General features: G+C 64.2%; 21 protein-coding genes. 5 read left to right on the top strand and 16 right to left on the bottom strand.

Annotated elements, in window-relative coordinates:
- The 4 genes from GO615_RS01090 to GO615_RS01075 all read left to right on the top strand — a co-directional run.
- Positions 1–1268 (top strand): O-acetylhomoserine aminocarboxypropyltransferase (locus tag GO615_RS01090; protein WP_169125182.1); only part of this gene is annotated, 1268 nt, incomplete at its 5' end.
- Between the two features lie 3 nt (positions 1269–1271).
- The gene (locus GO615_RS01085; protein ID WP_169125181.1) at positions 1272–2081 is read left to right on the top strand and encodes an alpha/beta fold hydrolase; all 810 of its coding nucleotides are present in this window, start codon (positions 1272–1274) and stop codon (positions 2079–2081) included.
- A gap of 58 nt (positions 2082–2139) precedes the next feature.
- Positions 2140–2952 carry a DUF2189 domain-containing protein gene (locus tag GO615_RS01080; protein ID WP_169125180.1) on the top strand — a complete coding sequence of 271 codons (813 nt, stop codon included), beginning with the start codon at positions 2140–2142 and terminating at the stop codon, positions 2950–2952.
- A 23-nt stretch (positions 2953–2975) separates the two neighbouring features.
- Complete coding sequence (locus tag GO615_RS01075) at positions 2976–3845, top strand: HDOD domain-containing protein (RefSeq protein ID WP_169125179.1); 870 nt, start codon at positions 2976–2978, stop codon at positions 3843–3845.
- Here the strand turns inward: GO615_RS01075 and GO615_RS01070 are convergent.
- From GO615_RS01070 to GO615_RS01050, 5 genes are read right to left on the bottom strand one after another with little or no spacing between them, the layout of a single operon-like run.
- A complete protein-coding gene (locus tag GO615_RS01070) occupies positions 3794–4318 on the bottom strand; it encodes a hydrogenase maturation protease (protein WP_169125178.1) in 525 nt (174 codons plus the stop codon). The genes GO615_RS01075 and GO615_RS01070 overlap by 52 nt on opposite strands.
- On the bottom strand, positions 4311–5771 hold the full coding sequence (locus GO615_RS01065; RefSeq protein WP_169125177.1) for a Ni/Fe hydrogenase subunit alpha: 1461 nt from the start codon (positions 5769–5771) through the stop codon (positions 4311–4313). The genes GO615_RS01070 and GO615_RS01065 overlap by 8 nt, the downstream gene beginning before the upstream one ends.
- An 8-nt stretch (positions 5772–5779) precedes the next feature.
- Complete coding sequence (locus GO615_RS01060; RefSeq protein WP_169125176.1) at positions 5780–6334, bottom strand: NADH-quinone oxidoreductase subunit B family protein; 555 nt, start codon at positions 6332–6334, stop codon at positions 5780–5782.
- Positions 6331–7035 carry a 2Fe-2S iron-sulfur cluster-binding protein gene (locus tag GO615_RS01055; RefSeq protein ID WP_169125175.1) on the bottom strand — a complete coding sequence of 235 codons (705 nt, stop codon included), beginning with the start codon at positions 7033–7035 and terminating at the stop codon, positions 6331–6333. The genes GO615_RS01060 and GO615_RS01055 overlap by 4 nt, the downstream gene beginning before the upstream one ends.
- A 2-nt stretch (positions 7036–7037) precedes the next feature.
- Positions 7038–8831 carry an NAD(P)H-dependent oxidoreductase subunit E gene (locus GO615_RS01050; RefSeq protein ID WP_169125174.1) on the bottom strand — a complete coding sequence of 598 codons (1794 nt, stop codon included), beginning with the start codon at positions 8829–8831 and terminating at the stop codon, positions 7038–7040.
- A gap of 344 nt (positions 8832–9175) precedes the next feature.
- Here GO615_RS01050 and GO615_RS01045 point away from each other — a divergent pair, with 344 nt between their 5' ends.
- Positions 9176–12043: an adenosylcobalamin-dependent ribonucleoside-diphosphate reductase gene (locus GO615_RS01045; protein ID WP_169125173.1), complete on the top strand. Its 2868-nt coding sequence runs from the start codon at positions 9176–9178 to the stop codon at positions 12041–12043.
- 162 nt (positions 12044–12205) lie between these two features.
- Here GO615_RS01045 and GO615_RS01040 read toward each other — a convergent pair whose 3' ends face one another.
- The 11 genes from GO615_RS01040 to nuoE form a co-directional block, all read right to left on the bottom strand.
- The gene (locus GO615_RS01040; RefSeq protein ID WP_211166888.1) at positions 12206–12790 is read right to left on the bottom strand and encodes an NUDIX domain-containing protein; all 585 of its coding nucleotides are present in this window, start codon (positions 12788–12790) and stop codon (positions 12206–12208) included.
- Complete coding sequence (gene nuoN, locus GO615_RS01035; RefSeq protein WP_169125172.1) at positions 12768–14336, bottom strand: NADH-quinone oxidoreductase subunit NuoN; 1569 nt, start codon at positions 14334–14336, stop codon at positions 12768–12770. Before nuoN ends, GO615_RS01040 begins: the two co-directional genes overlap by 23 nt.
- A gap of 37 nt (positions 14337–14373) precedes the next feature.
- Entirely contained in the window at positions 14374–15855 is a 1482-nt protein-coding gene (locus GO615_RS01030) for an NADH-quinone oxidoreductase subunit M (protein WP_169125171.1), read from the bottom strand.
- A 69-nt stretch (positions 15856–15924) separates the two neighbouring features.
- Positions 15925–17946: an NADH-quinone oxidoreductase subunit L gene (gene nuoL / locus GO615_RS01025; RefSeq protein ID WP_169125170.1), complete on the bottom strand. Its 2022-nt coding sequence runs from the start codon at positions 17944–17946 to the stop codon at positions 15925–15927.
- 12 nt (positions 17947–17958) lie between these two features.
- Entirely contained in the window at positions 17959–18264 is a 306-nt protein-coding gene (gene nuoK, locus GO615_RS01020; protein WP_018992227.1) for an NADH-quinone oxidoreductase subunit NuoK, read from the bottom strand.
- 46 nt (positions 18265–18310) lie between these two features.
- Positions 18311–18913, bottom strand: coding sequence for an NADH-quinone oxidoreductase subunit J (locus GO615_RS01015; RefSeq protein ID WP_169125169.1), 603 nt, complete (start codon positions 18911–18913; stop codon positions 18311–18313).
- Between the two features lie 30 nt (positions 18914–18943).
- Positions 18944–19429, bottom strand: coding sequence for an NADH-quinone oxidoreductase subunit NuoI (nuoI, locus tag GO615_RS01010; RefSeq protein ID WP_169125168.1), 486 nt, complete (start codon positions 19427–19429; stop codon positions 18944–18946).
- Between the two features lie 10 nt (positions 19430–19439).
- Entirely contained in the window at positions 19440–20489 is a 1050-nt protein-coding gene (gene nuoH / locus GO615_RS01005) for an NADH-quinone oxidoreductase subunit NuoH (RefSeq protein ID WP_169125167.1), read from the bottom strand.
- On the bottom strand, positions 20489–22828 hold the full coding sequence (gene nuoG / locus GO615_RS01000) for an NADH-quinone oxidoreductase subunit NuoG (protein WP_169125166.1): 2340 nt from the start codon (positions 22826–22828) through the stop codon (positions 20489–20491). The genes nuoH and nuoG overlap by 1 nt, the downstream gene beginning before the upstream one ends.
- Positions 22828–24141, bottom strand: a complete 1314-nt coding sequence (gene nuoF, locus GO615_RS00995; RefSeq protein WP_211166887.1) for an NADH-quinone oxidoreductase subunit NuoF — start codon at positions 24139–24141, stop codon at positions 22828–22830. Before nuoF ends, nuoG begins: the two co-directional genes overlap by 1 nt.
- On the bottom strand, positions 24138–24617 hold the full coding sequence (gene nuoE / locus GO615_RS00990) for an NADH-quinone oxidoreductase subunit NuoE (protein WP_169125165.1): 480 nt from the start codon (positions 24615–24617) through the stop codon (positions 24138–24140). The genes nuoF and nuoE overlap by 4 nt, the downstream gene beginning before the upstream one ends.
- Positions 24618–24625 lie beyond the last annotated feature (8 nt).

The following is a 24625-nucleotide window of genomic DNA, read 5'->3' as shown; positions in this document are numbered from 1 at the left end:
GGGAAGACGTAGCTGGTGGTGAAGTAGATGGGGGCGGCGCCCGCGCCGCCCCCATCTACTTCACCACCAGCTACGTCTTCCCGGACACCGACCACGCCGCCGCGCTGTTCAACCTCGAACGCCCCGGCCACGTCTATACGCGCATATCCAACCCGACCAACGCGATGCTGGAAGAACGCATCGCCGCCCTCGAAGGCGGGGTCGGAGCGATCGCCGTCGCGAGCGGACAGGCCGCACTGCATCTGGCGATCACCACCCTGATGGGCGCCGGCGGCCACATCGTGGCCTCGCACGCGCTGTACGGCGGCTCGCACAACCTGCTCGCCTACACCCTGCCGCGCTTCGGCATCACCACCACCTTCGTCGATCCGCACGACCCGGACGCCTGGCGCGCCGCCGTCCGCCCCGAGACGCGCCTGTTCTTCGGCGAATCGCTCGGCAACCCCGGCCTGGACGTGCTCGACATCCCCGCGGTCGCCGACATCGCGCACGCCCATCGCGTCCCCCTGCTGGTCGACGCGACCCTCGTCACCCCCTGCCTGCAGCGCCCGCTGGCGCTCGGCGCCGACCTCGTGCTGCACTCGGCAACCAAATTCCTCGGCGGCCACGGCGTCGCGGTCGGCGGCCTGCTCGTGGATGGCGGGCGCTTCGACTGGGAAGCCTCCGGCCTCTTCCCCACGCTCACCGACCCCTACGACGGCTTCCACGGCATGGATTTCGCAGAGGAATCCCCCGTCGCCGCCTTCCTGCTGCGCGCACGGCGTGAAGGCCTGCGCGACTTCGGCGCCTGCCTGTCGCCGATGAACGCCTTCCAGATCCTGCAAGGCATGGAGACCCTGCCGCTGCGCATGCGTGCCCACGTCGCCAACGCGCGCCGGGTTGCGGAGCACCTCGCAGCCCATACGCTCGTCGCACAGGTCGCCTGGCCCGGCCTTGCCAGCCATCGCGACCACGCGCTTGCCGCCCGCCTGCTACCCGACGGTGCGGGCTCGGTGCTGTCCTTCGAGCTCAAGGGCGGCCGCGCCGCCGGCCGCGCCTTCATCGAAGGCCTGCGAGTGTTCTCGCATCTGGCCAACGTCGGCGACGCCAAGTCCCTGGTCATCCACCCCGCGAGCACCACCCACTTCCGCATGTCCGCGCAGGATCTCGCCGCGGCGGGCATCGGAGAAGGCACCGTGCGCCTGTCGGTCGGGCTCGAGAGCGCCGACGACCTCATCGAAGACCTCGACCGCGGCCTCTACGCCGCCGGCCGCGTCGTGCAGGGCTAAACCATGGAACTCAGCATCAACGACACGCCCGTCTACCTCTACACCGGCGGCCGCCCCTTCGACCGGCAACAGCCCGTCGTCGTCCTCATCCACGGCGCCGGACACGACCACAGCGTGTGGAACTTCCAGGCCCGCCAGCTCGCGCACCACGGCTTTGCCGTGCTTGCACCGGATCTCCCCGCCCACGGCCGCTCGCAGGGCAGCCCGCTGCCCACCATCGAGGCCCTTGCGGACTGGGTCGAGTCCCTGCTCGACGCAGCGGGTGTCGTCCACGCCGCCCTCGCCGGCCACAGCATGGGTTCGCTCGTCGCCCTCCAGGCCGCCGCGCAGGCTCCCGAACGCATCCGGAAGCTCATCCTCATCGGCAGCGTCGCCCCGATGCCCGTCGCCCCCCCGCTCCTCGAAGCCGCTGCGAACGCACGCGCTGTCGCGCACGGGATGATCAACCAGTGGTCCTACACCCCCGCCTCGCAACTCGGCGCGAGCCCCATTCCCGGCGTCTCCCTCACCGGTCTCAACCAGCGCCTCATGGAACGCCAGCGCGAAGGCGTGCTCGCCAACGACCTCGCCGCCTGCAATGCCTACCAGGGCGGCCTTGAGGCCGCATCGCGCATCGCCGTGCCATGCGCGATGCTGTGCGGCGAACGCGACCAGATGACGCCCCGCAAAGCCGTCAAACCCCTGCAGGAAGCGCTCGCCAAGGTTCCCGGCGGCGCGCGTATGATAGTGATCAAAGGCGCCGGTCATGCGATGATGGCCGAAGCGCCCGATGCGGTCGGCGATGCCATGCGAGGCTTCCTCACCAGCGCATAACACAACAACAAGGAAGCCCCGTTCGCCGTCGCACGACAAGCCCCAACAGGAGAGAACCATGTCGCTGCAGAACGATACGGGTACGACAGCTGAAGAACCTGTCTTTCCGACCGTCCGCGAAGTCGATGCGGGCGCCCCCCTGCGCTGGATCGCGCGCGGCGTGAGCGACCTGCGCGCATGTCCGATTCCCAGCCTGTTCTACGGCTTCTGCTTTGCGGCGATGGGCCTGCTCGTCACGATGGTGTTCGAGCACGCCTACCAATACACCGCCGCGATGACCTCCGGATTCCTCCTGCTTGGCCCCTTCCTCGCCATGGGCCTGTACGAGATCAGCCGCCAGCACGAACAAGGGCTGGCCTGCGCCCTGCGGCCGACACTCACCGTCTGGCGGCGCAACGCCGGCAACATCGGCATCTTCGCGGTCGTCCTCGGAGTGGTGTTCCTCGTCTGGGCGCGTGCATCGCTGGTCATCTTCGCCCTCTTCTACACCAACGAGCTGCCCAACCTCAGCGGCTTTCTCAGCCAGCTGCTGGCGCTCGAGAACCTCGAGTTCCTGCTGGTGTATTTCAGCGTCGGCCTGCTCTTCGCCTGCATCGTGTTCGCTGCCAGCGTGATCTCCGTCCCCCTCATGCTCGACCGCAACCAGGACGCCATCTCCTCGATGCTCGCGAGCATCGGCGCCCTCGCCCGCAACCCCGGCGCGATGATCGTATGGGCCTTGCTCATAGTCACAATGACTATAATCGGCTTCCTCAGCTTCCATCTCGGACTGGTCGTATTGATGCCCATCGTCGGTCATGCCAGCTGGCACGCCTACCGCGACCTCGTCGCTCCCACGGGCGACGGCCCGCCACCGGCGGCTGCACATTGAACACGCCTCATCGGAACATCGTCATGCACTCCGCCCAGGAACTCGTCGCCAATGTCACCACGCTCGCCACGCTGCCGAGCGTCTATCTGCGCATCCGCGATGAACTCGATGCCCCAACCGGATCGGCCGCGAGCGTCGCCCACGCCATCAGCGCCGACCCTGCAATCGCCTCCAGCCTGCTGCGCCTTGCGAACAGCGCCTTCTACGGCTACGGAGGAAGGATCGAAACCATCTCCCGCGCCGTCACCGTTCTCGGCATCCAGCAGGTGCACGACCTCGTGCTGGCCATCTCCGTGAGCGGCGCGTTTTCCCTCTTCGCGCCGCGCCACCTCGACATGCCGCGCTTCTGGCGCGGCGGCGTCATGCGCGGACTCGCCGCACGCGAGATCGGCCGCAGCCAGGGCATGATCGGAGTCGAACGCTTGTTCGTCATCGGCCTGCTATCCGATATCGGTCACCTGGTGATGTACCAGACGATCCCCGAGCTCGCGCATGAAGCACGCAGCATCGCAGCCGCCAGCCGTGAACCGCTGCACCTGGCCGAACGCCGCATCGTCGGTTGTGACCACGCCGAGGTCGGCGCTGCACTGATGGCACACTGGCGTCTGCCGACGAGTTTCGTGGACATCATCGGCGCGCAGACCGTGCCGCGCCTCGGCGGGGACTACGTCTATGAAGCTGCGATGGTGCACGTGGCCGCGCGCATTGCCGAGGCGGACCAGGAGAACGAATCGAGCACCGCAGCCGCCGAGCGCATCGACCCCGCGATCTGGGCCCTGCTCGAAATGGAACCCGCCAACCTGCGCCGCATCCGCGAAAGCGCCGAACTCGACCTGGCGGGCTACACCGCGCTCTTCTTCCCGAACCTCGGCAACGAGCGCGCGCGCGCCTGAACCAGCGCACGCCAGTGCTCCGGCCGCGGCAACGCGAACAACGTCCGGGCAAACGCAAGAGCCTCCCCGAGCGCCTCCTCGGCCGGTGCGGACAAACCCTCCCCCAACTCGAAGCGGACGGCGCGCAGCCCCAGGACGAAGGCCGGGGGAGGCGCCGCCGCCTCGATGCGGCGGAACACGTCCAGCACCGCCGCAGGCGACAGCGCATGGGAAAAACTCGACACCGGCGCCCTGCCGTCCGCCTCCGAAAACGCGAAAGGCGCCTCCAGGCCGCAGGCCGCATCGATGAACAGCGCCAGGTTCGCGCCGCACAGCTCCAACGCATGCTCCACCTGGAGCTGAAACTCGCACACGACCCGCACACCAGCCGGCAATTCGCCCTCCAGCCGCCGCAATAACAGCGGCGCGGCCGCATCGTCCCCGCGCGACTCGTTGCCAATGACGAAGATCACCAGCCGGCCGGAATCAGTCACGCACCACCCGATCCACGACCTCGCCGCCAGCATCGGCGAGTTCAAGCACCAGCGGCATCTTGCCCAGTGCGTGCGTCGCACACGACAGGCAGGGATCGTAAGCCCGGATCGCGACCTCGATATGATTGAGCAGTCCCTCGGTCAGCTTACGCCCATCCAGATAGCGACGCGCCACTTCCCGCACCGCGGTGTTCATCGCCTGATTGTTGTGCGTCGTCGACACGATCAGGTTGCACATCGTCACGAGGTCGTCGTCCCCCACCTGATAATGGTGGATCAGCGTGCCGCGCGGCGCCTCGATGATCCCGACCCCCTCGTTGCCGCGCTCCCCGTCCGCCAGCAGAGCCCCTTCCAGGAGGTCGCCATCGCCGAGCAGATCGCGGATCACTTCAGCCGCATGCAGCAGCTCGATCATCCGCGCCCAGTGATAGGCCAGCGTCGCCCTGACCGGCTCCCCCCGCCCGTGATCGATGAACTCGCGGCGCTCGGCCTCGGCCAGCGGCGTCGGGATGAAGTCGCAGTTCTGCACCCGTGCGAGCGGCCCCACCTGGTACCACCCCTCGTCCGGCCCCAGCTGCTGCAGGTAAGGGAACTTCATGTAGCTCCAGGGCTTGACCTGCTCCCGGATGAGGCTGCGATAGGACTGATCCGGCACCTTGTCGACCAGGATCCTGCCGTCCGCATCGCGAAAGCGCAATGCGCCGTGATACAGGTCCATCGCCCCGTCGGCCCGCACCAGGCTCATCACGTTGGCGCGGAAGCGCCCGAACTCGTCGTACAGGGCAGGATCGGCCCGATGCAGCCGTTTCACCAGCTCGACCGCCGCGCGGCTCCACTCGACCATGTGGTCGATTTCCGCGCGCAGCGCGTCCCGGTCCTCCACAGCGAGATGCCGGTTCATCCCGCCGGGCACCGAACCGGTACCGTGGATGCGCTTGCCGGCCGTCGCGCGGATCACCTCCTGCCCGAACTTGCGTAGCAGCACCCCCTGCCGCGCCACCTCCGGGTAAGCCGCGGCAACCCCGACGATGTTGCGCTTGCCGACCTCCGACTCGAAGCCGAACAGCAGGTCCGGCGACGACAGGTGGAAGAAGTGCAGCGCGTGCGATTGCAGGATCTGCCCGTAATGCATCAGGCGCCGGAGCTTCTCCGCCGAGCGCGTGATCGGGATGCCCAGCACCCGGTCCATCGCCTTCGACGCTGCCAGGTGATGACTGACGGGACAGATCCCGCACAAGCGCTGCACCATCACCGGCACCTCCCAGTACGGGCGCCCCTGGATGAACACCTCGAAGCCGCGGAACTCCACGATGTGGAGGCGCGCCTCGCGGACATGGTCGTCCTCGTCGAGCAGCAAGGTCACCTTGCCATGCCCTTCGACCCGCGACACCGGGTCGATCACCACCCGGCGCAATTGCTCCCTGCCGGCAGCCGTTTCAAGCGACGAATCCATGCGATGCCTCAATCGAAACGCAACAAGGGATGCGGCAGGCGCGGCGTGCGACCGCCGATCAGGTCCGTCAGGAACTTCCAGATCGCGTCGCCCGACGGCGGACATCCCGGGATGAAGTAATCGACCCGGACCACCTCATGGATCGGGTGCACGCGGTCGAGGAGCAAGGGCAGCTCGGGATCGTCCGGCACGCCCCCCTCCTCGATGCCGTCGCGTTTCACATACACCTGCTGCAGGCAATCACCGAGATCGAGATGATTGCGCTGCGCCGGCAGACCACCATTGATCGCGCACGCACCGACCGCAACCAGTGTCTTGCAGTTGCGGCGGAACTCGCGCAGCACGTGCACATTCTCCGCGTTGCACACGCCCCCCTCGATCAGGCCGATGTCGCAGGGCCCGCAATGCTTGATGTCGGTGAGCGGCGAACGATCGAATTCCACCACCTTGGCCAGCTCGAGCAGGCGCTCGTCCATGTCCAGGAAGGACATGTGACAGCCGAAACAGCCCGCAAGCGAGGTCGTCGCAACACGCACGCGGGGCAAACTCATGCTGTCGCTCATTCGCCCTTCTCCATCGCAACGCTGCTGATCGAGGCCTCGTCGTACTTGCGCTCGCCGATCGGCACGGCGAAGCCCACCCGCTTGCGCAGGATCACGCCCACCGGGCAGATGTCCGCAGCCCTATCACTCACCGCGAAATCCGTATCGGCCAGCCGCCCCGACTCCGCATTCACCACCAGATGCTTGCGGATGCCGCGACCGGTCAGCGCGAACACGCCCTTGTGATCCACGTCGCGCGACGCCCGCACGCACAGCTCGCAAAAGATGCAGCGATTGAAGTCCAGCAGCACGTCCGGGTGCGACGCATCCACCGGCCGGTCAGGATAAAAGTGCGCGAAGCGCGCGCTGCTCATGTCCAGCTCGTAGGCCAGCGCCTGCAACTGGCAGTTGCCGCTCTTCTCGCACGACGGGCAGAAATGGTTGCCCTCCACGAACAGCATCTGCAGGAGAGCCCGCCGCTCGCCGTTGATCTCCGGCGTATTGCTCTCCACCTCCATCCCGTCCCGCGCCGGCAGCGCGCAGGACGAAACGTGGCGCCCGCCAACTTTCACGACGCACAGCTTGCATGAGCCGTGCGGCGGGAAATCCGGGTGCCAGCAAAGGTGCGGAATATAGTGGCCGGCCGCGCGTGCGGCCTGGAGTATCGTCTGGCCTTCCTCGAACGGCACCGGCCGCCCGTCGAACAGGAACTTCCCGCCCATCGCTACACCTCCTCCCGCCAATCCAGGTGCGCGCCCGGATCGTCGCGACCGGTCATGCGCCGCGCCGTTTCGAGCGCTGCGTCGAGGTCGAACGCCGGCTTGAAGTCGAGCGACACGAGCCGCCGCTCGTAGGCCGGGCGGAACTTGATCAGCGTGTCGATCACCGGATTCGGCGCGCTCGACCCGAGCCCGCAATGGCTCGCGTTCTTCAGCAGGCGGTCCAGCCACTCGATGTCGGCCAGATCCATCTTCGCCCCCTTCCCGCTCGCGAGCTTGTCCATGTAGCCCTTGAGCAGGGCCGTCCCGACACGGCACGGCGTGCAGAACCCGCAACTCTCGTGCGCGAAAAAATGCACGAAATTGCGCGCCATCTCGAACGGGTCGCGGCGGCCGTCGAACACCATGAAGGCCCCGGCCGTCGGCACGTCCTCGAACGCGATGCGCCGGTGGAACTCGTGGCCCGCGATCGTCACCCCCGACGCGCCGCCCACCTGCACGACCTGCGGATCGTGTGCACCGCAATCCTCGAGCACATGCGCTATCGTCACCCCGAAGGGATACTCATACACCCCGGGATAGGCGCAGTCCCCCGAGATCGACAGGAGTTTCGTGCCGGTGGACTGCGGCGTCCCCGTCGCCGCGAAAGCCGCGCCGCCTTGCAGGGCGATCAGCGTGGTCTTCGCCAGCGTCTCGACGTTGTTCACCACCGTCGGTCGTCCCAGATAGCCATGCGTGACCGGGAATGGCGGCCGGATCCGCGGCGTGCCGCGCTTGCCTTCGAGCGACTCGAGGAGCGCCGTCTCCTCGCCGCACACGTAGGCCCCGGCGCCCAGGTGAATGTCGATGTCGAAATCGAACCCCGCTTCGCCGAGGATCCGCGGCCCGAGAAGTCCCGCTGCGCGCCGCAGGGCCAGCACCGCCCGCAAGTGCTTCAGCAGGTAGCGATACTCCCCCCGCAGGTACAGCAGGCCCTGCCGCGCCCCGGTCGCCCAGGCCGCAAGGGTCATCCCTTCGAAGACTCTCTCAGCCTGGCTCGCCAGCAGCACCCTATCCTTGAAGGTGCCCGGCTCGCCTTCGTCCGCGTTGCACACCACCACCTTGTCGGCGCCCGGCGCATCGCGGCAAGCCATCCATTTCACCGCCGTCGTGAAGCCCGCTCCACCACGCCCACGCAGCCCCGACAGGCGCACCTCCTCGAGCCAGCCCGTCCGCCCGCGCACCATCGCCGCCTGCAGCGCCGCCCCGGGAACGAAGTCGTCTCCGAGCAGCGACCCGCGCCGGCGGATGTTGTCATCGACGCGGAAATATTCGGCCGGCCACTCGGCCAGCGGTGTGCCGGCACGCACCAGCGATGCGATGCGCTCCACCCGCGCCTCGTCGAGCCGCGTCACGGCAAGGCCGTTGACCAGCACCGCCGGCCCCTGATCGCCCATTCCCGTGCATGAGGTTACATCGACGCTCACCTCTCCGCCGGGCGAGACCTGCCCCGGCGAGACCTCCAACCGTCGACAGAGGCTTTCCATCAACCCCCGGGTGCCCAGCATCCGATCGATGATGTTGTCGGAAAAAAGGATGCGGTAACGGCCGACCGGCTCGGTGTAGAGAAAACTGTAGAACCCGGCGACGCCTTCGACGCGCGCCCGCGGCAACTCGAGCAGATCGGCAATGCGGGTCAGCGCCGCCGCAGGCAGATAGCCGATGCCGTCCTGGGTCTCGACAAGGATCTGGAGCAGTTGCGACGGTTCCCGTCGATGGCGCTCGACCGCCTGTGCTGCTATCCGCTCGGCATCTTGCATGGGCAAACTCCGGAGCTGCGCTATGCAAGGATTCTAGCAGCAAGCGATGCTGCGTTGCATCGTAGGCAGCGCCGCAAATATTTTCGTCGCGCCCGTGTGACGAACACCGCCGACCGCACAGCGATGGCCCCGCCGAAACCCTTGGCGGACGCGACTTTCAGCGTCACGGATCACCCAAAAGCACTACTAGATCTAGTGAGCACTGAAAGCTTGACATACCGCCAAAACACTTAACATATTGTTTTTCATTGATTTTATTTTTTTGCAAAATCAACTTTCGCGAGCTATTCTTCACGCCGAAATACACACCATCGAACGGACTCACACACGGACTCAAAAAGACCATGAGCACGACGATCAATTCGCAGGCCAAAGGCAAGGCAGACGCCTCCACCCTCGCCCCGCAGGAAATCGCGGGCGAAGTTCTCCTCGAAAAATATGCCAAGGACGACGAACAGACCGTCGCCGAAGTCCGCACGCGCGTGGCGCGTGCCCTCGCAGCCGTGGAAGCCGAGGAAAAGCGCGCCCACTGGGAAGCGAAGTTCCTCGAAGCCCAGGAGAAAGGCTTCGTCCCCGCAGGCCGCATCAACAGCGCTGCCGGCACCAAGCTGCAGGCAACCCTGATCAACTGCTTTGTCCAGCCGGTCGGCGATTCCGTGTCGGAAGCCGTCGACGGCCGCCCCGGCATCTATACCGCGCTCGCCCAGGCCGCCGAGACCATGCGCCGCGGCGGTGGTGTCGGCTACGATTTCTCCAGCATCCGTCCGAAGGGCGCCCTGGTGAAGGGCACCCTCTCGAACGCCTCCGGCCCCGTGTCCTACATGCGCGTCTTCGACCGCTCGTGCGAGACCGTCGAGTCCGCCGGTGCGCGCCGCGGAGCCCAGATGGGCGTGCTGCGCTGCGACCACCCCGACATCGAGGAGTTCATCCACGCCAAGGACCATGGCGACCTGACGAACTTCAACATCTCGGTGGGCGTCACCGACGCCTTCATGAAGGCCGTCGACACCGACACCGATGTCGAACTCTTCCACAAGGCCGAACCGATCGACGAGCTCAAGGCCACCGGTGCATATCAGCGCGACGACGGCCTGTGGGTGTATCGCAAGCTGCGTGCACGCGAGCTGTGGGACCAGATCATGCGCTCGACGTACGACCACGCCGAGCCGGGCATCCTCTTCCTCGACCGCATGAACCAGGACAACAACCTGTACTACTGCGAAACGATCGAGGCGACCAACCCCTGCGCCGAACAGCCCCTGCCCCCCTACGGCTGCTGCGACCTCGGCTCGATCAACCTCACGCCCTTCGTGAAGAACCCCTTCACCGACAAGGCCGACTTCGACTACGCGGCCTTCGGCAAGATCGTCGACATCGCGATCCGCATGCTCGACAACGTGCTCGACGTAACGCACTGGCCGCTCGAGCAGCAGGAGAACGAGGCACAGTCCAAGCGTCGTGTCGGCCTCGGCTTTACCGGCCTCGGCGACGCCCTGATCATGCTCGGCAAACGCTATGACAGCCCCGAGGCCCGCAGCGTCGCCGCGAAGATCTCCGAATACATGCGCGACCGCGCCTACCTCGCCTCGGTCGAACTGGCCAAGGAACGCGGCGCCTTCCCGCTGTTCAATGCCGATCTCTACCTCTCCGGCGGCAACTTCGCCTCGCGCCTGCCTGCCGAGGTCAAGGACAAGATCCGCAAGCACGGCCTGCGCAACTCGCACCTGCTGTCGATCGCTCCGACCGGCACGATCTCGCTCGCCTTCGCGGACAACGCCTCGAACGGCATCGAACCCCCCTTCTCCTACACCTACACGCGCCGCAAGCGCATGGCCGACGGCACCTACAAGGAATACGCCGTCGAAGACTACGCATGGCGCCTGTACAAGCACATCGGCGGCAACGTCGCGAGCCTGCCGTCCTACTTCGTCACCGCGCTCGAGATCTCCGCGCAGGCGCACAAGGACATGGTGGCCGCAGTCGCTCCGTTCATCGACACCTCGATCTCCAAGACCGTAAACGTCCCCGAGGACTACCCCTACACGGAGTTCGAGGATCTCTATCTCTCCGCCTGGAAGGCCGGCCTCAAGGGGCTCGCAACCTATCGCCCCAACTCCGTGCTGGGCTCGGTGCTCTCCGTCACCCCGTCGTCGGAGCAGAAGCAGCCGCAGGACGTCGAGCTTTCCGGCCCGAACAAGCGCCTGTCGATCAACAGCCTGCCTGCCCCCGTCCTCTCCAGCCTGCGCTGGCCCGGCCGCCCCGAGCTGCCCGACGGCAACATGGCGTGGACCTACATGCTCGGCACCCCGACCGGCGACTTCGCCCTCTTCGTCGGCCAGGTCGGCAATAACGGCGGCTCCTTCCCGTTCGAAGTGTGGGTCAACGGCGCGGACCAGCCGCGCGGCCTCGGCGCCGTCGCCAAGACTTTGTCGATGGACATGCGCGCGAACGACCGCGGCTGGCTCAAGCTCAAGCTCGAGACCCTGGCGCGCACGATCGGCGAGAAGTCCTTCGAGATGCCCTTCCCGCCGCACGGCGAGAAGACCATGTTCCCGGGCGTGGTCTCCGCTTTCGCCCAGGTGGTCCGCTATCGCTGCGAGAAGCTCGGTGCCCTTGAGGTGAACGACACGCCGACACCGGTGCTGGACACCCTCTTCAGCCTGCAGGAGCCCAAGACCGGCACCGACGGCACGCTGTCCTGGACCGTAGATATCTCCAACCCGGCAACCGGCGAAGACTTCGTCCTCGGCCTGAAGGAAATCACGCTGCCCGACGGCGTGACCCGCCCCTACTCGGTATGGCTGTCGGGCAACTATCCGCGCGCCCTCGACGGACTCACCCGCATCCTGTCGCTCGACATGCGCGTCATGGATCCGGCCTGGGTCGGCATGAAGCTGCGCAAGCTGCTCAACTACCCCGAGCCGCTCGGCGACTTCATGGCCTTCGTCCCCGGCACCCGTCGTCAGCAGAACTACCCGAGCACCGTAGCCTACATGGCGCAACTCATCATCCACCGCTACGCGATGCTCGGTGTGCTCGACGAGCAAGGCTATCCGGTGCGCGAGATGGGCATTCTCGAGGCTCCGCGCGAGACCAGCGATCCGAAGGTCATGCAGGGCGGACTCTGCTCCGAGTGCGGCAACCACTCCGTGATCCGCAAGGACGGCTGCGACTTCTGCACCGCCTGCGGCGCGGTCGGCACCTGCGGCTGATCTGCTCCGGGGGCGTCCGCAAGGACGCCCCAAAACAAAACAAAAAGCGAACCATAAGGTTCGCTTTTTTTTGCCTTCGACCAGCCCGCCACGGACTCTCCCCCGGCGCAAGGCCTTCCGGGGGCCGACGTTCGCATCGTCCCGCGATGCGTCACTGCACCGCTATCGTGCAGCAGGTGAAATCGCCGTTCCCAGCAGGGGCAAGGCACGGAACAGGGCGGTGATCGTCTTCGCGTCGGTGATCACGCCCTCCATCACCGCACGAACCGCCTCATCGACCGTAAACGTCAGGATTTCGAGAAACTCCCCATCATCGAGCGCATCGCCAACGTGGGTCAGATCACGAGCCAGGAACATCTCGATGCGCTCATCCGAGTAGCCAATACAGGGATGCATGACTCCGAGGTACTGCCACGCAGCGGCCTCGTAGCCCGTCTCCTCGCGCAACTCGCGCCGTGCGCAAGCAAGCAGTTCCTCGCCAGCGTCGATCTTGCCGGCGGGCAACTCCAGAAATGCGCGTCGCAGGGGATAGCGGAACTGCCGTTCAAACACGAGGCGCCCGTCGGGCAGGACCGCGACGACGACGACAGCACCCGGGTGGGTGATGTACTCACGAACCGATTCGCTCCCGTCCGGGAGCGAAACCCGGTCCCGACGGACCTTCAGCAGGACGCCGTCGTAGACCGGGGAGGATTCGAGCTCAGACTCTTCGAGCGGATCCCGCTCAGAGGGATGCAAGGAGCGCATAGGCGCAGAGCGACATCAGCCCCTGCGGAAGCAGGCCGAGCACGGCGATGGCGAGGCCGTTCGCCGACAACAGGAAGCGCACTTCACCCTGAGCGCGGATCGGGGCGGAATCGACCGGGTCGTCGAAGTACATGACCTTCACGACGCGCAGATAGTAGTAAGCACCGATCACCGACATCAGCACCGCCACCACGGCCAGCCAGACGTAGCCCGCCGCGACGACGGCCTGCAGGACCGAAAGCTTCGCGAAGAATCCGATGAAGAACGGGATGCCCGCCATCGAGAACATCACGATCATCATCAGCGCAGCAAACCACGAATTCCGCTTGTTCAGGCCCTTGAAGTCCTCGATGGTTTCAGCCTCGAAGCCGGCACGCGACAGCAGGATCACCATACCGAACGACGCGAGGCTCATGATCACGTAGGACACGGCATAGAACATCGCCGAGCTGTATGCATTGAGGGCGAAGTTGCGATCCCCGTCCACCACTCCGGCGAGCAGGCCGAGCAGCACGAAACCCATGTGCGAAATGCCGGAGTACGCCAGCATGCGCTTGATGTTCGACTGCGCAATCGCGGCCAGGTTACCCAGGACGATCGACAGCACCGACAGAAACATCAGCATCGTCTGCCACTGATCGGCGAGCTCGAACAGGCCGTAGACCAGCAGCCGCATGGTCATCGCGAAGGCGGCCAGCTTGGGAGCTGCCGAGATCATCAAGGTGACGGCCGTCGGAGCGCCCTGATACACATCGGGCACCCACATGTGGAACGGGACCACGCCCAGCTTGAACGCCAGACCGGCAACGATGAACACCAAGCCGAAGACCAGGACCGTCTTGTTCGCGGCCTGATGATAGATCGACTGCGCGATGCCCGACAGTTCGAGGCTGCCCGTCGCACCATAGAGCATCGACATGCCGTACAGCAGGAGACCCGAAGCGAGCGCACCGAGCACGAAGTACTTCATCGCGGCTTCGGTCGCGCGCGGCGAGTCGCGGTCGAAGGCGACCATACCGTACAGCGACAGCGACATCATCTCGAGGCCCATGTACAGCGACAGCAAGTGGTTCGCGCTGATCATCACCATCATGCCGAGGCTCATCAGGAGCGACAGCAGATAGTATTCCGGACGATCGATCTTGCGGTCGGCAAGGTAACCGCGGCCGTACAACAGCGCGACCGAAACCGCCAGCAGGGAGAACACCTTGAGCAGACCGCCCAGCATGTCGCCGATGAACATCCCGCTGAAGGTCGCGACCACCTCGTTCGCGGCGTAGCCCTCGGCCAGGCTCATCAGCAGCTCGGCAAGGCGAACGCCAAACAACGGCAGCTCGGAAACGACCGCCGCAACGGCCGCGAGGAGGTTGGGACTCACGAGCACGCTCACCAGCGCGGCAAACACGAGCGTGAGCTGCGTCAGGCCGTATGCGAGGTCGCTGGCCACGCGGCGTGCGAACGTGGAAGCCAACATGATCACCAGCGCCATCACGGCGACCAGGATCTCTGCCGCGGCGGGGTAGAAGTCGGGAATGACGAAATTCATCTTCTGACCAATCCGAAAAAGTGTCTCGCCCGCTCGCTCAGAGCTTGCTCACGGCAACATGCCGCAGGAGTTCATTAACCGACGCATGCATCACTTCCGTAAACGGGAAGGGATACAGGCCCATGGCCAGCACGCACAGCGCAAGAATGCCGAGGAAAGCGAACTCGCGCGCACCGATGTCCTCCAGTTCGGCAACATGGCTGTTGCCGACCACGCCGAACACCACGCGCTTGTACATCCACAGCGTGTAGGCGGCCCCCAGGATCAACGTCGTCGCAGCGGCGAACGCTACCCAGAAGTTGAACTGCACCGCACCCAGCACGACCATGAACTCGCCGATGAAACCGCTCGTACCCGGGAGACCTGCGTTGGCCATCGCGAACAGCATGAAGAAGGCCGCGAACTTGGGCATGGTCTTCACCACACCGCCGTAGTCGGCGATGTTGCGGGTATGCATGCGGTCGTACAGCACCCCGATGCAAAGGAACATCGCACCCGAAACGAAGCCGTGCGAAATCATCTGCACCAGCGCCCCTTCGAGGCCGATCGCATTGAACATGAAGAAGCCGAGGGTCACGAAACCCATGTGCGAAATCGACGAGTACGCCACCAGCTTCTTCATGTCGGTCTGGACCAGTGCGACGAAGCCGATATAGATCACCGCGACGAGGGAGAGCGCGATCATCATCGGCGCCATGGCCTGCGACGCATCAGGCACGATCGGGAGCGAGAACCGCAGGAAACCGTACGCGCCCAGCTTCAGCGCAATCGCGGCCAGGACCACCGACCCGCCCGTAGGCGCCTCGACGTGGGCGTCCGGCAGCCAGGTGTGCACCGGCCACATCGGCACCTTCACCGCAAACGCGATCAGGAAGGCCCAGAAAATCAGCGTCTGTGCCGGCATCGCGAGCGGCAGCTTGTGCCAGTCGAGGATGGAGAAGCTGCCGCCTGCCTGCATGAACAGGTACAGGAGCGCGATCAGCATCAGCAGCGAACCGAGCAGCGTGTAGAGAAAGAACTTGATCGCGGCGTAAACCCGATTCGCTCCGCCCCAGATACCGATGACGAGGTAAAGCGGAATCAGCGACGCCTCGAAGAACACATAGAACAGGATGCCGTCGAGCGCGGAAAAGATTCCGTTCATCAGGCCCGACATGATCAGGAACGCCGCCATGTATTGCGCGACCTTTTCCTGGATCACCTGCCAGCCCGCCATCACAACCATGATCGTGATGAACGCGTTGAGCAGCACGAACAGCACCGAGATGCCGTCCACGCCGAGGTGGTAGTTGATGTTGAAGCGCGGAATCCACGGAAGGAATTCGGAGAACTGCATCGCACTGCTGCTTGCATCGAACTGAGTGAACAGCGGGATCGTCACCGCGAATCCGACCAGTGCAACCAGCATGGAAAGGGACCGCGCAAGCGGGGCGTTGCGGTCCGAACCGGTTGCTAGCACGAGCAACCCACCCAGGATCGGTATCCAGATCGCGAGGCTGAGGAATGGCATACCCGTCATCGTTACTTTCCGTTCAGTGCGCCGAAAACTGACGCGTGTTTATCGTTATTCACAGACCGACCTGTTGGCTCAAATCAGGTTGAACCAGAAGGTGAGGAGAATGAAGACCCCGATGATCATTGCGAAGGCGTACTGGTACAGATGCCCCGTCTGGAACAGACGGCTGATCTGTGCAACCCAACCCACCAGTTTCGCCGTGCCGTTAACCGCGATGCCATCGATGATGGCCTGATCGCCAGCCTTCCACAGTCCCTTGCCGATCAGTCGCGAACCACCCGCAAACACGATCTCGTTGAAACGATCGAAGAAGTACTTGTTCTCGAGCAAGGCGTGCACCGGGCGGAACGTACGCTGGATCGCGGCCGGGATATCCGGACGAACCATGTAGAAGAACCACGCCAGCACCACACCGCCCATCGCCAGCCAGAACGGCGCCGTCTGCACGCCATGCAGTGCCATCGCGACCGGGCCGTGGAAATTGGCTGCGAGCTCGGAAAGACCGACGTGATTGCTGCCGACGTGAATCACGCCCTTGAACCAGTCGCCGAAGAGCATCGGTTCGATCGTGAAGAAACCGATGACGACGGACGGAATCGCCAGGAGCACCAGCGGCAGTGTCACCACCCACGGCGACTCATGCGGCTTCTGGCCCGGGGCGAGACCGTGATGGTGATCCGCCGACACCTCTTCGTCGTCATGGTCACCCTCGTGGTCGTGATGACCATGGTTGTTGCCGAAGCGCTCCTTGCCGTGGAAGACGAGGAAGTACATGCGGAACGAATAGAAGGCCGTCACGAACACGCCCGCCAGCACGCAGAAAAGCGCATAGCCGGCACCCGGGATGCTCGAGGCATGTACCGCTTCGATGATCGAGTCCTTGGAGTAGAAGCCCGCGAAGAACGGGAAACCGATCAGCGCCAGCGATCCAAGCAGCGAGGTGATCCAGGTGATCGGCATGTACTTCCACAGCCCGCCCATGTTGCGCATGTCCTGATCATGGTGCATGCCGATGATCACGGAACCCGCGCCGAGGAACAGCAGCGCCTTGAAAAACGCATGCGTCATCAGGTGGAACACCGCAGCCGAGTATGCCGACACGCCGAGCGCAACGGTCATGTAACCGAGCTGGGAAAGCGTCGAATAGGCGACCACGCGCTTGACGTCGTTCTGCACGATGCCGAGGAAGCCCATGAAGAGCGCCGTCGTCGCACCGATGACCAGAACGAAGGACAGGGCCACGTCGGACAGTTCGAACAGCGGCGACATGCGCGCCACCATGAAGATACCGGCCGTGACCATGGTCGCGGCATGGATCAGCGCCGAGATCGGCGTCGGACCTTCCATCGAATCCGGCAGCCAGACGTGCAGCGGAACCTGCGCCGACTTGCCCATGGCACCGATGAACAGGCAGATGCAGATCGCGGTGATCAGCGGCCAGCCCGTCACGGCCATGTCCTGCGCCGCGAGCTCGCTGCCCTTCGCAAACACTTCGGCATAGTTGAGGCTGCCGGCGTATGCGGCGATCAGACCGATACCCAGGAGGAACCCGAAGTCACCGACACGGTTCACCAGGAAGGCCTTGAGGTTGGCGTAGATCGCCGTCGGCCGCTCGTACCAGAAACCGATCAGCAGATACGACACCAGACCCACCGCTTCCCAGCCGAAGAACAACTGGAGGAAGTTGTTCGACATGACCAGCATCAGCATCGAGAAGGTGAACAGCGAGATGTAGCTGAAGAAACGCTGGTAACCGGGATCCTCGTGCATGTAGCCGATGGTATAGATATGGACCATCAGGGACACGAAGGTCACCACGAGCATCATCATGACCGTGAGCGAGTCGATGAGGAATCCGACCTCGAAGGTCAGGTTCCCGCTCTTCATCCACGTGTAGACGGTGCCGTTGAAAGTATTGCCGGCCTGAACGTCCTGGAAGATCACCACCGAGGCGACCAAAGCAACCGCGACCCCGAGGATCGTCACGATATGAGCGCCGGCACGGCCGATGGCCTTGCCGAACAGTCCCGCAAGAATCGCCCCCGCCAGCGGCGCAAGCGGTACCAGGAGATAGAGCTTTTGCATGTCCGTCATCGAGCCGCTTCCTTAACCCTTGAGGCTATCCAGATCATCAACGTGGATCGTCCGCAGGTTGCGGAACAGCACGACCAGAATTGCGAGACCGATCGCCGACTCGGCCGCCGCCACGGTGAGGATGAAGAAAACAAAAATCTGTCCGGCCAGATCGCCAAGATAGTGCGAGAAGGCGACGAAGTTCAGATTGACCGCGAGCAGCATCAGCTCGATCGCCATCAGCAGCACGATCAGGTTCTTCCGGTTGAGGAAGATCCCGACCACGCTGATCGCGAACAGGATCGCGCCCAGAATCAGATAGTGGGAAAGCGAAAGCATCTATAACCCCTTGGTTGCACCAGTTCCCGCGAAACTGCCGCAGTTCTTATTCTTTCTCGGCGGGCATCGAAACGAGTTCGACGCGGTCGCCACGCTTGACGGTCACCTGATCCGACGGATTCACCTGACGCAACCCCTTGCGCTTGCGCAGGGTCAGCGACACGGCCACGACCATCGCCACCAGCAGCAGCAGCGAGGCAAGCTCGAACGGATAGACGTAATCGGTGTAGAGGAGGCGCCCCAGTTCGCGCGTATTGCTGTAACCGGCCTGCGCCGCTGGTGGTTCGGGCATTGCTTCCAGACCGAAGTAGCGGCCGCCGAGCACCAGCGCCATTTCGACGACCAGCAGGATCCCGATCAGTGCGCCCACCGGCAGGTAGCTCCAGAACCCCTCCCGCAAGCGGTCGAGATTGATGTCCAGCATCATCACGACGAAGAGGAAGAGCACCATGACCGCCCCCACGTAGACCATTACGAGGACGATCGCGAGGAACTCGGCAGCGAGCAGCAGCCAGATGCCACCCGCCGTGACGAAGGAGAGCACCAGGAACAGTGCGGCATGCACCGGGTTCCGTGACGTTATCACCCGAAGCGCGGCGAACACCATGATCGCCGACAGGATGTAGAAAACGAGAGTCTTGAAATCCATGTCCTTTGCGGCGCCCGCAGGCGCCCTCCCTTAGCGGTACTTCGAGTCGGCTTCCCGGTCTGCAGCGATCTGCGCTTCGTTCCGGTCACCGACCGCGAGCAGCATCTGCTTCGTGTAATACAGGTCGCCGCGTTGCTCGCCGTGGTACTCGAGCACGCGCGTCTCGACGATCGCATCCACCGGACAGGCCTCCTCGCAGAAGCCGCAGAAGATGCACTTCGTCAGATCGATGTCATAACGCGTCGTCCGACGCGAACCGTCGTCGCGCTGATCGGACTCGATCGTGATCGCCATCGCCGGACAGATGGCCTCGCACAACTTGCACGCAATGCAGCGCTCCTCCCCGTTGGGATAGCGACGCAGCGCATGGAGGCCGCGAAAACGCGGGCTCTGCGGAGTCTTCTCCTCCGGAAACTGCACCGTGATCTTGCGCGCGAACAGGTGGCGCCCGGTAAGCGCCATGCCCTTGAACAGTTCCGTGAGGAACAGGCTCCCGATGTAATCCTTGGCACCCATCTTCAGCCTCTCACTTCCAGATAGACAGCGGCGACATCATCCACACCGCCACCACAATCACCCACACCAGGGTAATCGGAATAAACACCTTCCAGCCCAACCGCATGATGTGGTCGTAGCGGAAGCGCGGAAATGTCGCACGCACCCAGAGGAACACGAACAGGAAGAATGCCGTCTTCAGCGCCAGCCAGTGGAAACCGTCGGGAATCGCGCCGATCGGCGACAGCCAGCCGCCCATGAAGAGCACCGCCGTCATCACCGACACGAGGAACATGTTCGCGTATTCGGCGAGGAAGAACAGCGCGAAGGCCATGCCGGAATACTCGACCATGTGGCCCGCAACCACCTCCGACTCGCCCTCGACCACGTCGAACGGCGCGCGGTTGGTTTCGGCGATGCCCGAGATCAGGAACACGATGAACATCGGCAGGAGCGGCAGCCAGTTCCATGACAGGAACGACAGGCCCATTTCATGGAACCTGCCCTGCCCCTGGGAATGCACGATGTCGCTCAGGTTGAGGCTCGACGAGATCAGCAGCACGCAGATGAGCGCGAAGCCCATCGCCACCTCGTACGACACCATCTGGGCCGCAGCGCGCATGGATCCGAGGAAGGGATATTTCGAGTTCGAGGCCCAGCCCGCGATGATGACGCCGTAGACTTCCATCGACGTGATCGCCAGCAGCAGCAGCAGGCCGGCATTCACGTTTGCGAGCACCAGGCCGTCATCGAACGGCACCACCGACCACGCCGCAAGGGAGGGGGCGATCGCGAGGATCGGCCCCAGGATGAAGAGCCCCTTGCTCGCGCCGGACGGAACGATGATCTCCTTGAACAGGAGCTTCATGCCGTCGGCGATCGGCTGCAACAGTCCTTTCGGGCCGACGCGGTTCGGGCCGATACGCACCTGCATGTAGCCGATGACCTTGCGCTCGGCAAGCGTCAGGTAGGCCACGCCGATCATGAGCGGGGCGATGATCGCGACGATCTTCGCCAGCGTCCACACGGCAGGCCACGCGGGCCCGAAAAATTGGGACACGGGTTCCAGCAACGCTTCCATCAGACACGCTCCACGCTGATCTCGCCGCACATTGCGCCGAGGACGGAGGTTGCCGCGGTGGCCGCAGCAACACGCACGCAGTTCGCCGCGACCGACTCGTCGGCGACGATCGGCACCTCGACCGAAGCCTGCCCCTGCTTCAGGCGCACACGCCCACCCGACTCGACACCGATCGCCGCGAGGGTCGCGGCACTCGCGCTGGCCACAGGTCCCTTGGCGTCACGCGTCTTCTGCAGCGACTTGGCGCGCCGCACCAGCGGGTCGGCGGCGTAGATCGGCACATCGCTGACACGCTCGAGTCCGGCGACCGTTTGTGCGGCGAAATTGAACTCGAGACCGAACAGGCGATTGCCCAGATCCGGGCGACTACCTGCCGCAAGCGCTTCTGCGGCGACGGCTTCGGAATCGTTGTGCTCGAAACCCTCAAACTCCAGGAGGTTGCCGAGAACCCGCAGCACCTTCCAGCCGGGGCGGGTATCGCCGAGCGGACGAGCCACCGCGTTGAAATTCTGCGCACGCCCTTCGCAGTTGACGAAGGTGCCCGACGTCTCGGTGAAGGGAGCGATCGGCAGCAACACGTCAGCGGCCGCGAGCAGAGACTCGGACTTGAATGCCGACAAGGCGACGACGAGGGGGGCCGCTCCGAGCACCGACTGCGCGAGTGCCGGGTTGGCGAAATCCAGAGCCGGCTCGGCATTCAGCAGCAGATAGGCCTTGCGCGGCTGCTCCAGCATCTGCTTCGCATTGAGCCCGCCGACCAGCGGCACCGCCTTCGCGAGATAACCGCCGACACTGTTCGCCGCCTCGCCGATGACGCCGAATGCACCTTCGGTCAGGCGGGCGATCTCCTCGGCAAGCTGCTGAATCTCGGTCGCGTACTCGCACTGCACCGCCAGGTTGCCGAGCCAGACGGCGACCTTGCGACCGGAAGCGAGGCTCTGGGCGATCGCACGGGCGTCGTCGGAAACCGAGGCGGGCATGGCCGCGGCGAGGTGCTCTGCGACCGCCACACCCTTCTCGGCTGCGAGGGCCGCAACCACCTGCAGGAGTGCGGGAACGATTGCGGACGGGGCTACCAGCACGCGGTTCTTCACCGGCAGGAGCCACTCCTCGGCGCTCGCACCAATCGCGCTGACATGCAGACCACGCTTGGCAGCCTGTCGCACGCGCTGCGCGAGAAGCGGGCTGTCCTTGCGCAGGAAGCTGCCGATCACGAGCAGGCGGTTGAGACCCGCCACCTCGTTGATGGGGATGCCAAGCCACGGCGCGCCTTCACGGAAACCGTCAGCGCGGAAATCGCTTTGACGCAGGCGAAAATCGACGCTGTCAGAGCCGATGGCGCGGGTGAGCTTCTGCAGAAGATACAGCTCTTCGATCGTCGAATGCGGCGAAGCGAGGGCGCCAATCGAATCCGGACCGTTCTGCTTGGCGGTCTTGCGCAGGCCGTTGCCGGCGAACTCGAGTGCCGTCTGCCAGTCCGTTTCCTTCCACACGCCGTCCTGCTTGAGCATGGGGACGGTGAGGCGGTCTTCGCTGTTGAGACCTTCATACGAGAAGCGGTCCTTGTCGGACAGCCAGCACTCGTTGATATCCTCGTTCTCGAACGGAAGCACCCGCTTGACCACATCGTGCTTCACCTGCACGATCAGGTTGGAGCCGAGCGAGTCGTGCGGGCTGACCGAACGGCGGCGCGCGAGCTCCCACGTGCGGGCGGAGAAACGGAACGGCTTCGACGTCAGGGCGCCGACGGGGCACAGGTCGATGATGTTGCCGGACAGTTCCGAGTCCACCGTCTTCTCGACGAAGGGCATGATCTCGGCATGCTCGCCACGGAACGCCTGGCCCAACTCCATCTGGCCGGCGATCTCGGTCGTGAAGCGGACGCAGCGCGTGCAGTTGATGCAGCGCGTCATGTCGGTCGAGACGAGCGGTCCGAGATTCTTGTTCAGAACGACGCGCTTCTCTTCCTCATACCGCGACTGGCTGCCACCGTAACCCACGGCCAGATCCTGCAGCTGACATTCGCCGCCCTGGTCGCAGATCGGACAATCCAGCGGGTGGTTGATCAGCAGGAACTCCATGACGCCCTTCTGGGCCTTCACCGCCTGCTCCGAACGGGTCCACACCTTCATCCCGTTGGTCACGGGCGTGGCGCACGCGGGAAGCGGCTTGGGGGCCTTCTCGACCTGCACCAGGCACATGCGGCAGCTCGCCGCGATGGAGAGCTTCTTGTGGTAACAGAAGTGCGGAACGAATGCACCGATCTTGGTGGCAGCATCCATGATGGTGCTGCCATCCTCGACCGTCACCTGCTTGCCGTCGATTTCGATCTCTAGCATTACGGTCTCACGTAGATTTGGCTGCCTTCATACTGAACTTCAGGCGGCACTAGACATTTCTTGTTTTCGATGTGGTACTCGAACTCTGACCCGAAGTGCTTGACGAAGCTCTGCACGGGCATCGATGCGGCATCGCCGAGCGCGCAGATCGTGCGGCCCATGATGTTTCCGGTCACCGAATTGAGAAGATCGAGGTCGTCCTTCCGGCCGAGGCCGTTTTCGATGCGATGGACCACGCGGTACAGCCAGCCGGTGCCTTCGCGGCAGGGCGTGCACTGACCACAGGACTCTTCGAAATAGAAGTACGACAGACGCTCGAGCGCCTTGACCATGCAAGTCGTTTCGTCCATCACGATGACCGCGCCGGACCCGAGCATCGACCCCGCCTTGGAGATCGAATCGTAGTCCATCGTGCAGTCCATCATCACGCTGCCGGGAAGGACAGGCGCAGACGAGCCGCCCGGAATCACGGCCTTGAGCTTGCGCCCGCCGCGCATCCCGCCCGCCATCTCCAGCAGTTCGGAAAACGGCGTACCCATTGCGACTTCGTAATTGCCGGGACGATTCACGTGACCGGAAACCGAGAACAGCTTCGTCCCGCCGTTGTTCGGCTTGCCGAGATTGAGGAAGCCTTCCCCGCCCATGTTGATGATGAACGGCACGGAAGCAAAGGTTTCCGTGTTGTTGATCGTCGTCGGTTTCCCGTACAGGCCGTAGCTGGCGGGGAATGGCGGCTTGAAGCGCGGCTGGCCCTTCTTGCCTTCGATCGACTCAAGGAGCGCAGTTTCCTCGCCGCAGATGTACGCGCCGTACCCGTGATGGGCGAACAATTCGAACGAAAAATCCGATCCAAGGATGTTCTGACCGAGCAGCCCCGCCTCGCGGGCCTCGGCGAGGGCGGCCTCGAAGCGCTCATACACGTCGAAGATCTCGCCGTGAATGTAGTTGTAGCCACGCTCGCAACCCATCGCATACGCGGCGATTGTCATCCCTTCGATGACGGTGTGCGGGTTGTAGCGCAGGATGTCGCGATCCTTGAAGGTGCCCGGCTCGCCCTCATCCGAGTTGCACGCAAGATACTTTGCCCCCGGAAAGGAACGGGGCATGAAGCTCCATTTCAAACCGGTCGGGAATCCGGCGCCGCCGCGGCCCCGCAGGGAAGACGCCTTCAGCTCCGCAATGATCGTCTCGGGCGGGATCTTTTCGCTGATGACCTTCCGCAGCGCGGAGTAGCCTCCACGCGCAACGTAGTCCTGCAGCCCCCAGGTGCGATCGCCGTCAACCCCGGCGAGAATCAGTCCGCTTGCGCTCATTTGTCTGCCAGCTCCGCGAGGATCTGATCGATCTTTTCCTTCGTCATCCAGCTGCACATGTGATGATTATTCACCAGCAGCACGGGGGCATCCCCGCAGGCGCCCATGCACTCGCCTTCCTTCAGCGTGAACTTCCCGTCCGGGGTAGTCTCGTTGAAATCGATACCAAGCTTTTCCTTGAGGTAGTCGGCCGCATGCACGCCCCCCGACAGCGCACAGGGGAGGTTCGTGCACACGGTGATCTTGTGGCGCCCGACCGGCTCGAGGTCATACATGTTGTAGAAGCTCGCCACCTCATAGGCCGCAATCGCGGGCATCTGGAGGTAGCTGGCGACGAACTCGATCAACTCCTTCGGCAGCCAGCCCTTCTCGACCTGCGCGATGCGCAGCGCAGCCATCACGGCGGACTGCTTCTGATCGGGTGGATATTTCGCGATCTCGCGATCGATCTGTTGTAGCGATTCCTGACTCAGCATTTCGTACT

The sequence above is a fragment of the Aromatoleum evansii genome, from assembly GCF_012910805.1.
GTDB classification, from domain to species: Bacteria; Pseudomonadota; Gammaproteobacteria; order Burkholderiales; family Rhodocyclaceae; genus Aromatoleum; species Aromatoleum evansii.
Note: the sequence above shows the minus strand (reverse complement) of the source record. Positions and strands in the feature narration are given on the sequence as shown.

Bases quoted from the DNA above. Each gene is read 5' to 3' on its own strand.
- GO615_RS01085 (WP_169125181.1), top strand. From the start codon at position 1,272: ATGGAACTCAGCATCAACGACACGCCCGTCTACCTCTACACCGGCGGC.
- GO615_RS01080 (WP_169125180.1), top strand. From the start codon at position 2,140: ATGTCGCTGCAGAACGATACGGGTACGACAGCTGAAGAACCTGTCTTT.
- GO615_RS01075 (WP_169125179.1), top strand. From the start codon at position 2,976: ATGCACTCCGCCCAGGAACTCGTCGCCAATGTCACCACGCTCGCCACG.
- GO615_RS01065 (WP_169125177.1), bottom strand. From the start codon at position 5,771: ATGGATTCGTCGCTTGAAACGGCTGCCGGCAGGGAGCAATTGCGCCGG.
- GO615_RS01060 (WP_169125176.1), bottom strand. From the start codon at position 6,334: ATGAGCGACAGCATGAGTTTGCCCCGCGTGCGTGTTGCGACGACCTCG.
- GO615_RS01055 (WP_169125175.1), bottom strand. From the start codon at position 7,035: ATGGGCGGGAAGTTCCTGTTCGACGGGCGGCCGGTGCCGTTCGAGGAA.
- GO615_RS01050 (WP_169125174.1), bottom strand. From the start codon at position 8,831: ATGCAAGATGCCGAGCGGATAGCAGCACAGGCGGTCGAGCGCCATCGA.
- GO615_RS01045 (WP_169125173.1), top strand. From the start codon at position 9,176: ATGAGCACGACGATCAATTCGCAGGCCAAAGGCAAGGCAGACGCCTCC.
- GO615_RS01040 (WP_211166888.1), bottom strand. From the start codon at position 12,790: ATGCGCTCCTTGCATCCCTCTGAGCGGGATCCGCTCGAAGAGTCTGAG.
- nuoN (WP_169125172.1), bottom strand. From the start codon at position 14,336: ATGAATTTCGTCATTCCCGACTTCTACCCCGCCGCGGCAGAGATCCTG.
- GO615_RS01030 (WP_169125171.1), bottom strand. From the start codon at position 15,855: ATGACGGGTATGCCATTCCTCAGCCTCGCGATCTGGATACCGATCCTG.
- nuoL (WP_169125170.1), bottom strand. From the start codon at position 17,946: ATGACGGACATGCAAAAGCTCTATCTCCTGGTACCGCTTGCGCCGCTG.
- nuoK (WP_018992227.1), bottom strand. From the start codon at position 18,264: ATGCTTTCGCTTTCCCACTATCTGATTCTGGGCGCGATCCTGTTCGCG.
- GO615_RS01015 (WP_169125169.1), bottom strand. From the start codon at position 18,913: ATGGATTTCAAGACTCTCGTTTTCTACATCCTGTCGGCGATCATGGTG.
- nuoI (WP_169125168.1), bottom strand. From the start codon at position 19,429: ATGGGTGCCAAGGATTACATCGGGAGCCTGTTCCTCACGGAACTGTTC.
- nuoH (WP_169125167.1), bottom strand. From the start codon at position 20,489: ATGGAAGCGTTGCTGGAACCCGTGTCCCAATTTTTCGGGCCCGCGTGG.
- nuoG (WP_169125166.1), bottom strand. From the start codon at position 22,828: ATGCTAGAGATCGAAATCGACGGCAAGCAGGTGACGGTCGAGGATGGC.
- nuoF (WP_211166887.1), bottom strand. From the start codon at position 24,141: ATGAGCGCAAGCGGACTGATTCTCGCCGGGGTTGACGGCGATCGCACC.
- nuoE (WP_169125165.1), bottom strand. From the start codon at position 24,617: ATGCTGAGTCAGGAATCGCTACAACAGATCGATCGCGAGATCGCGAAA.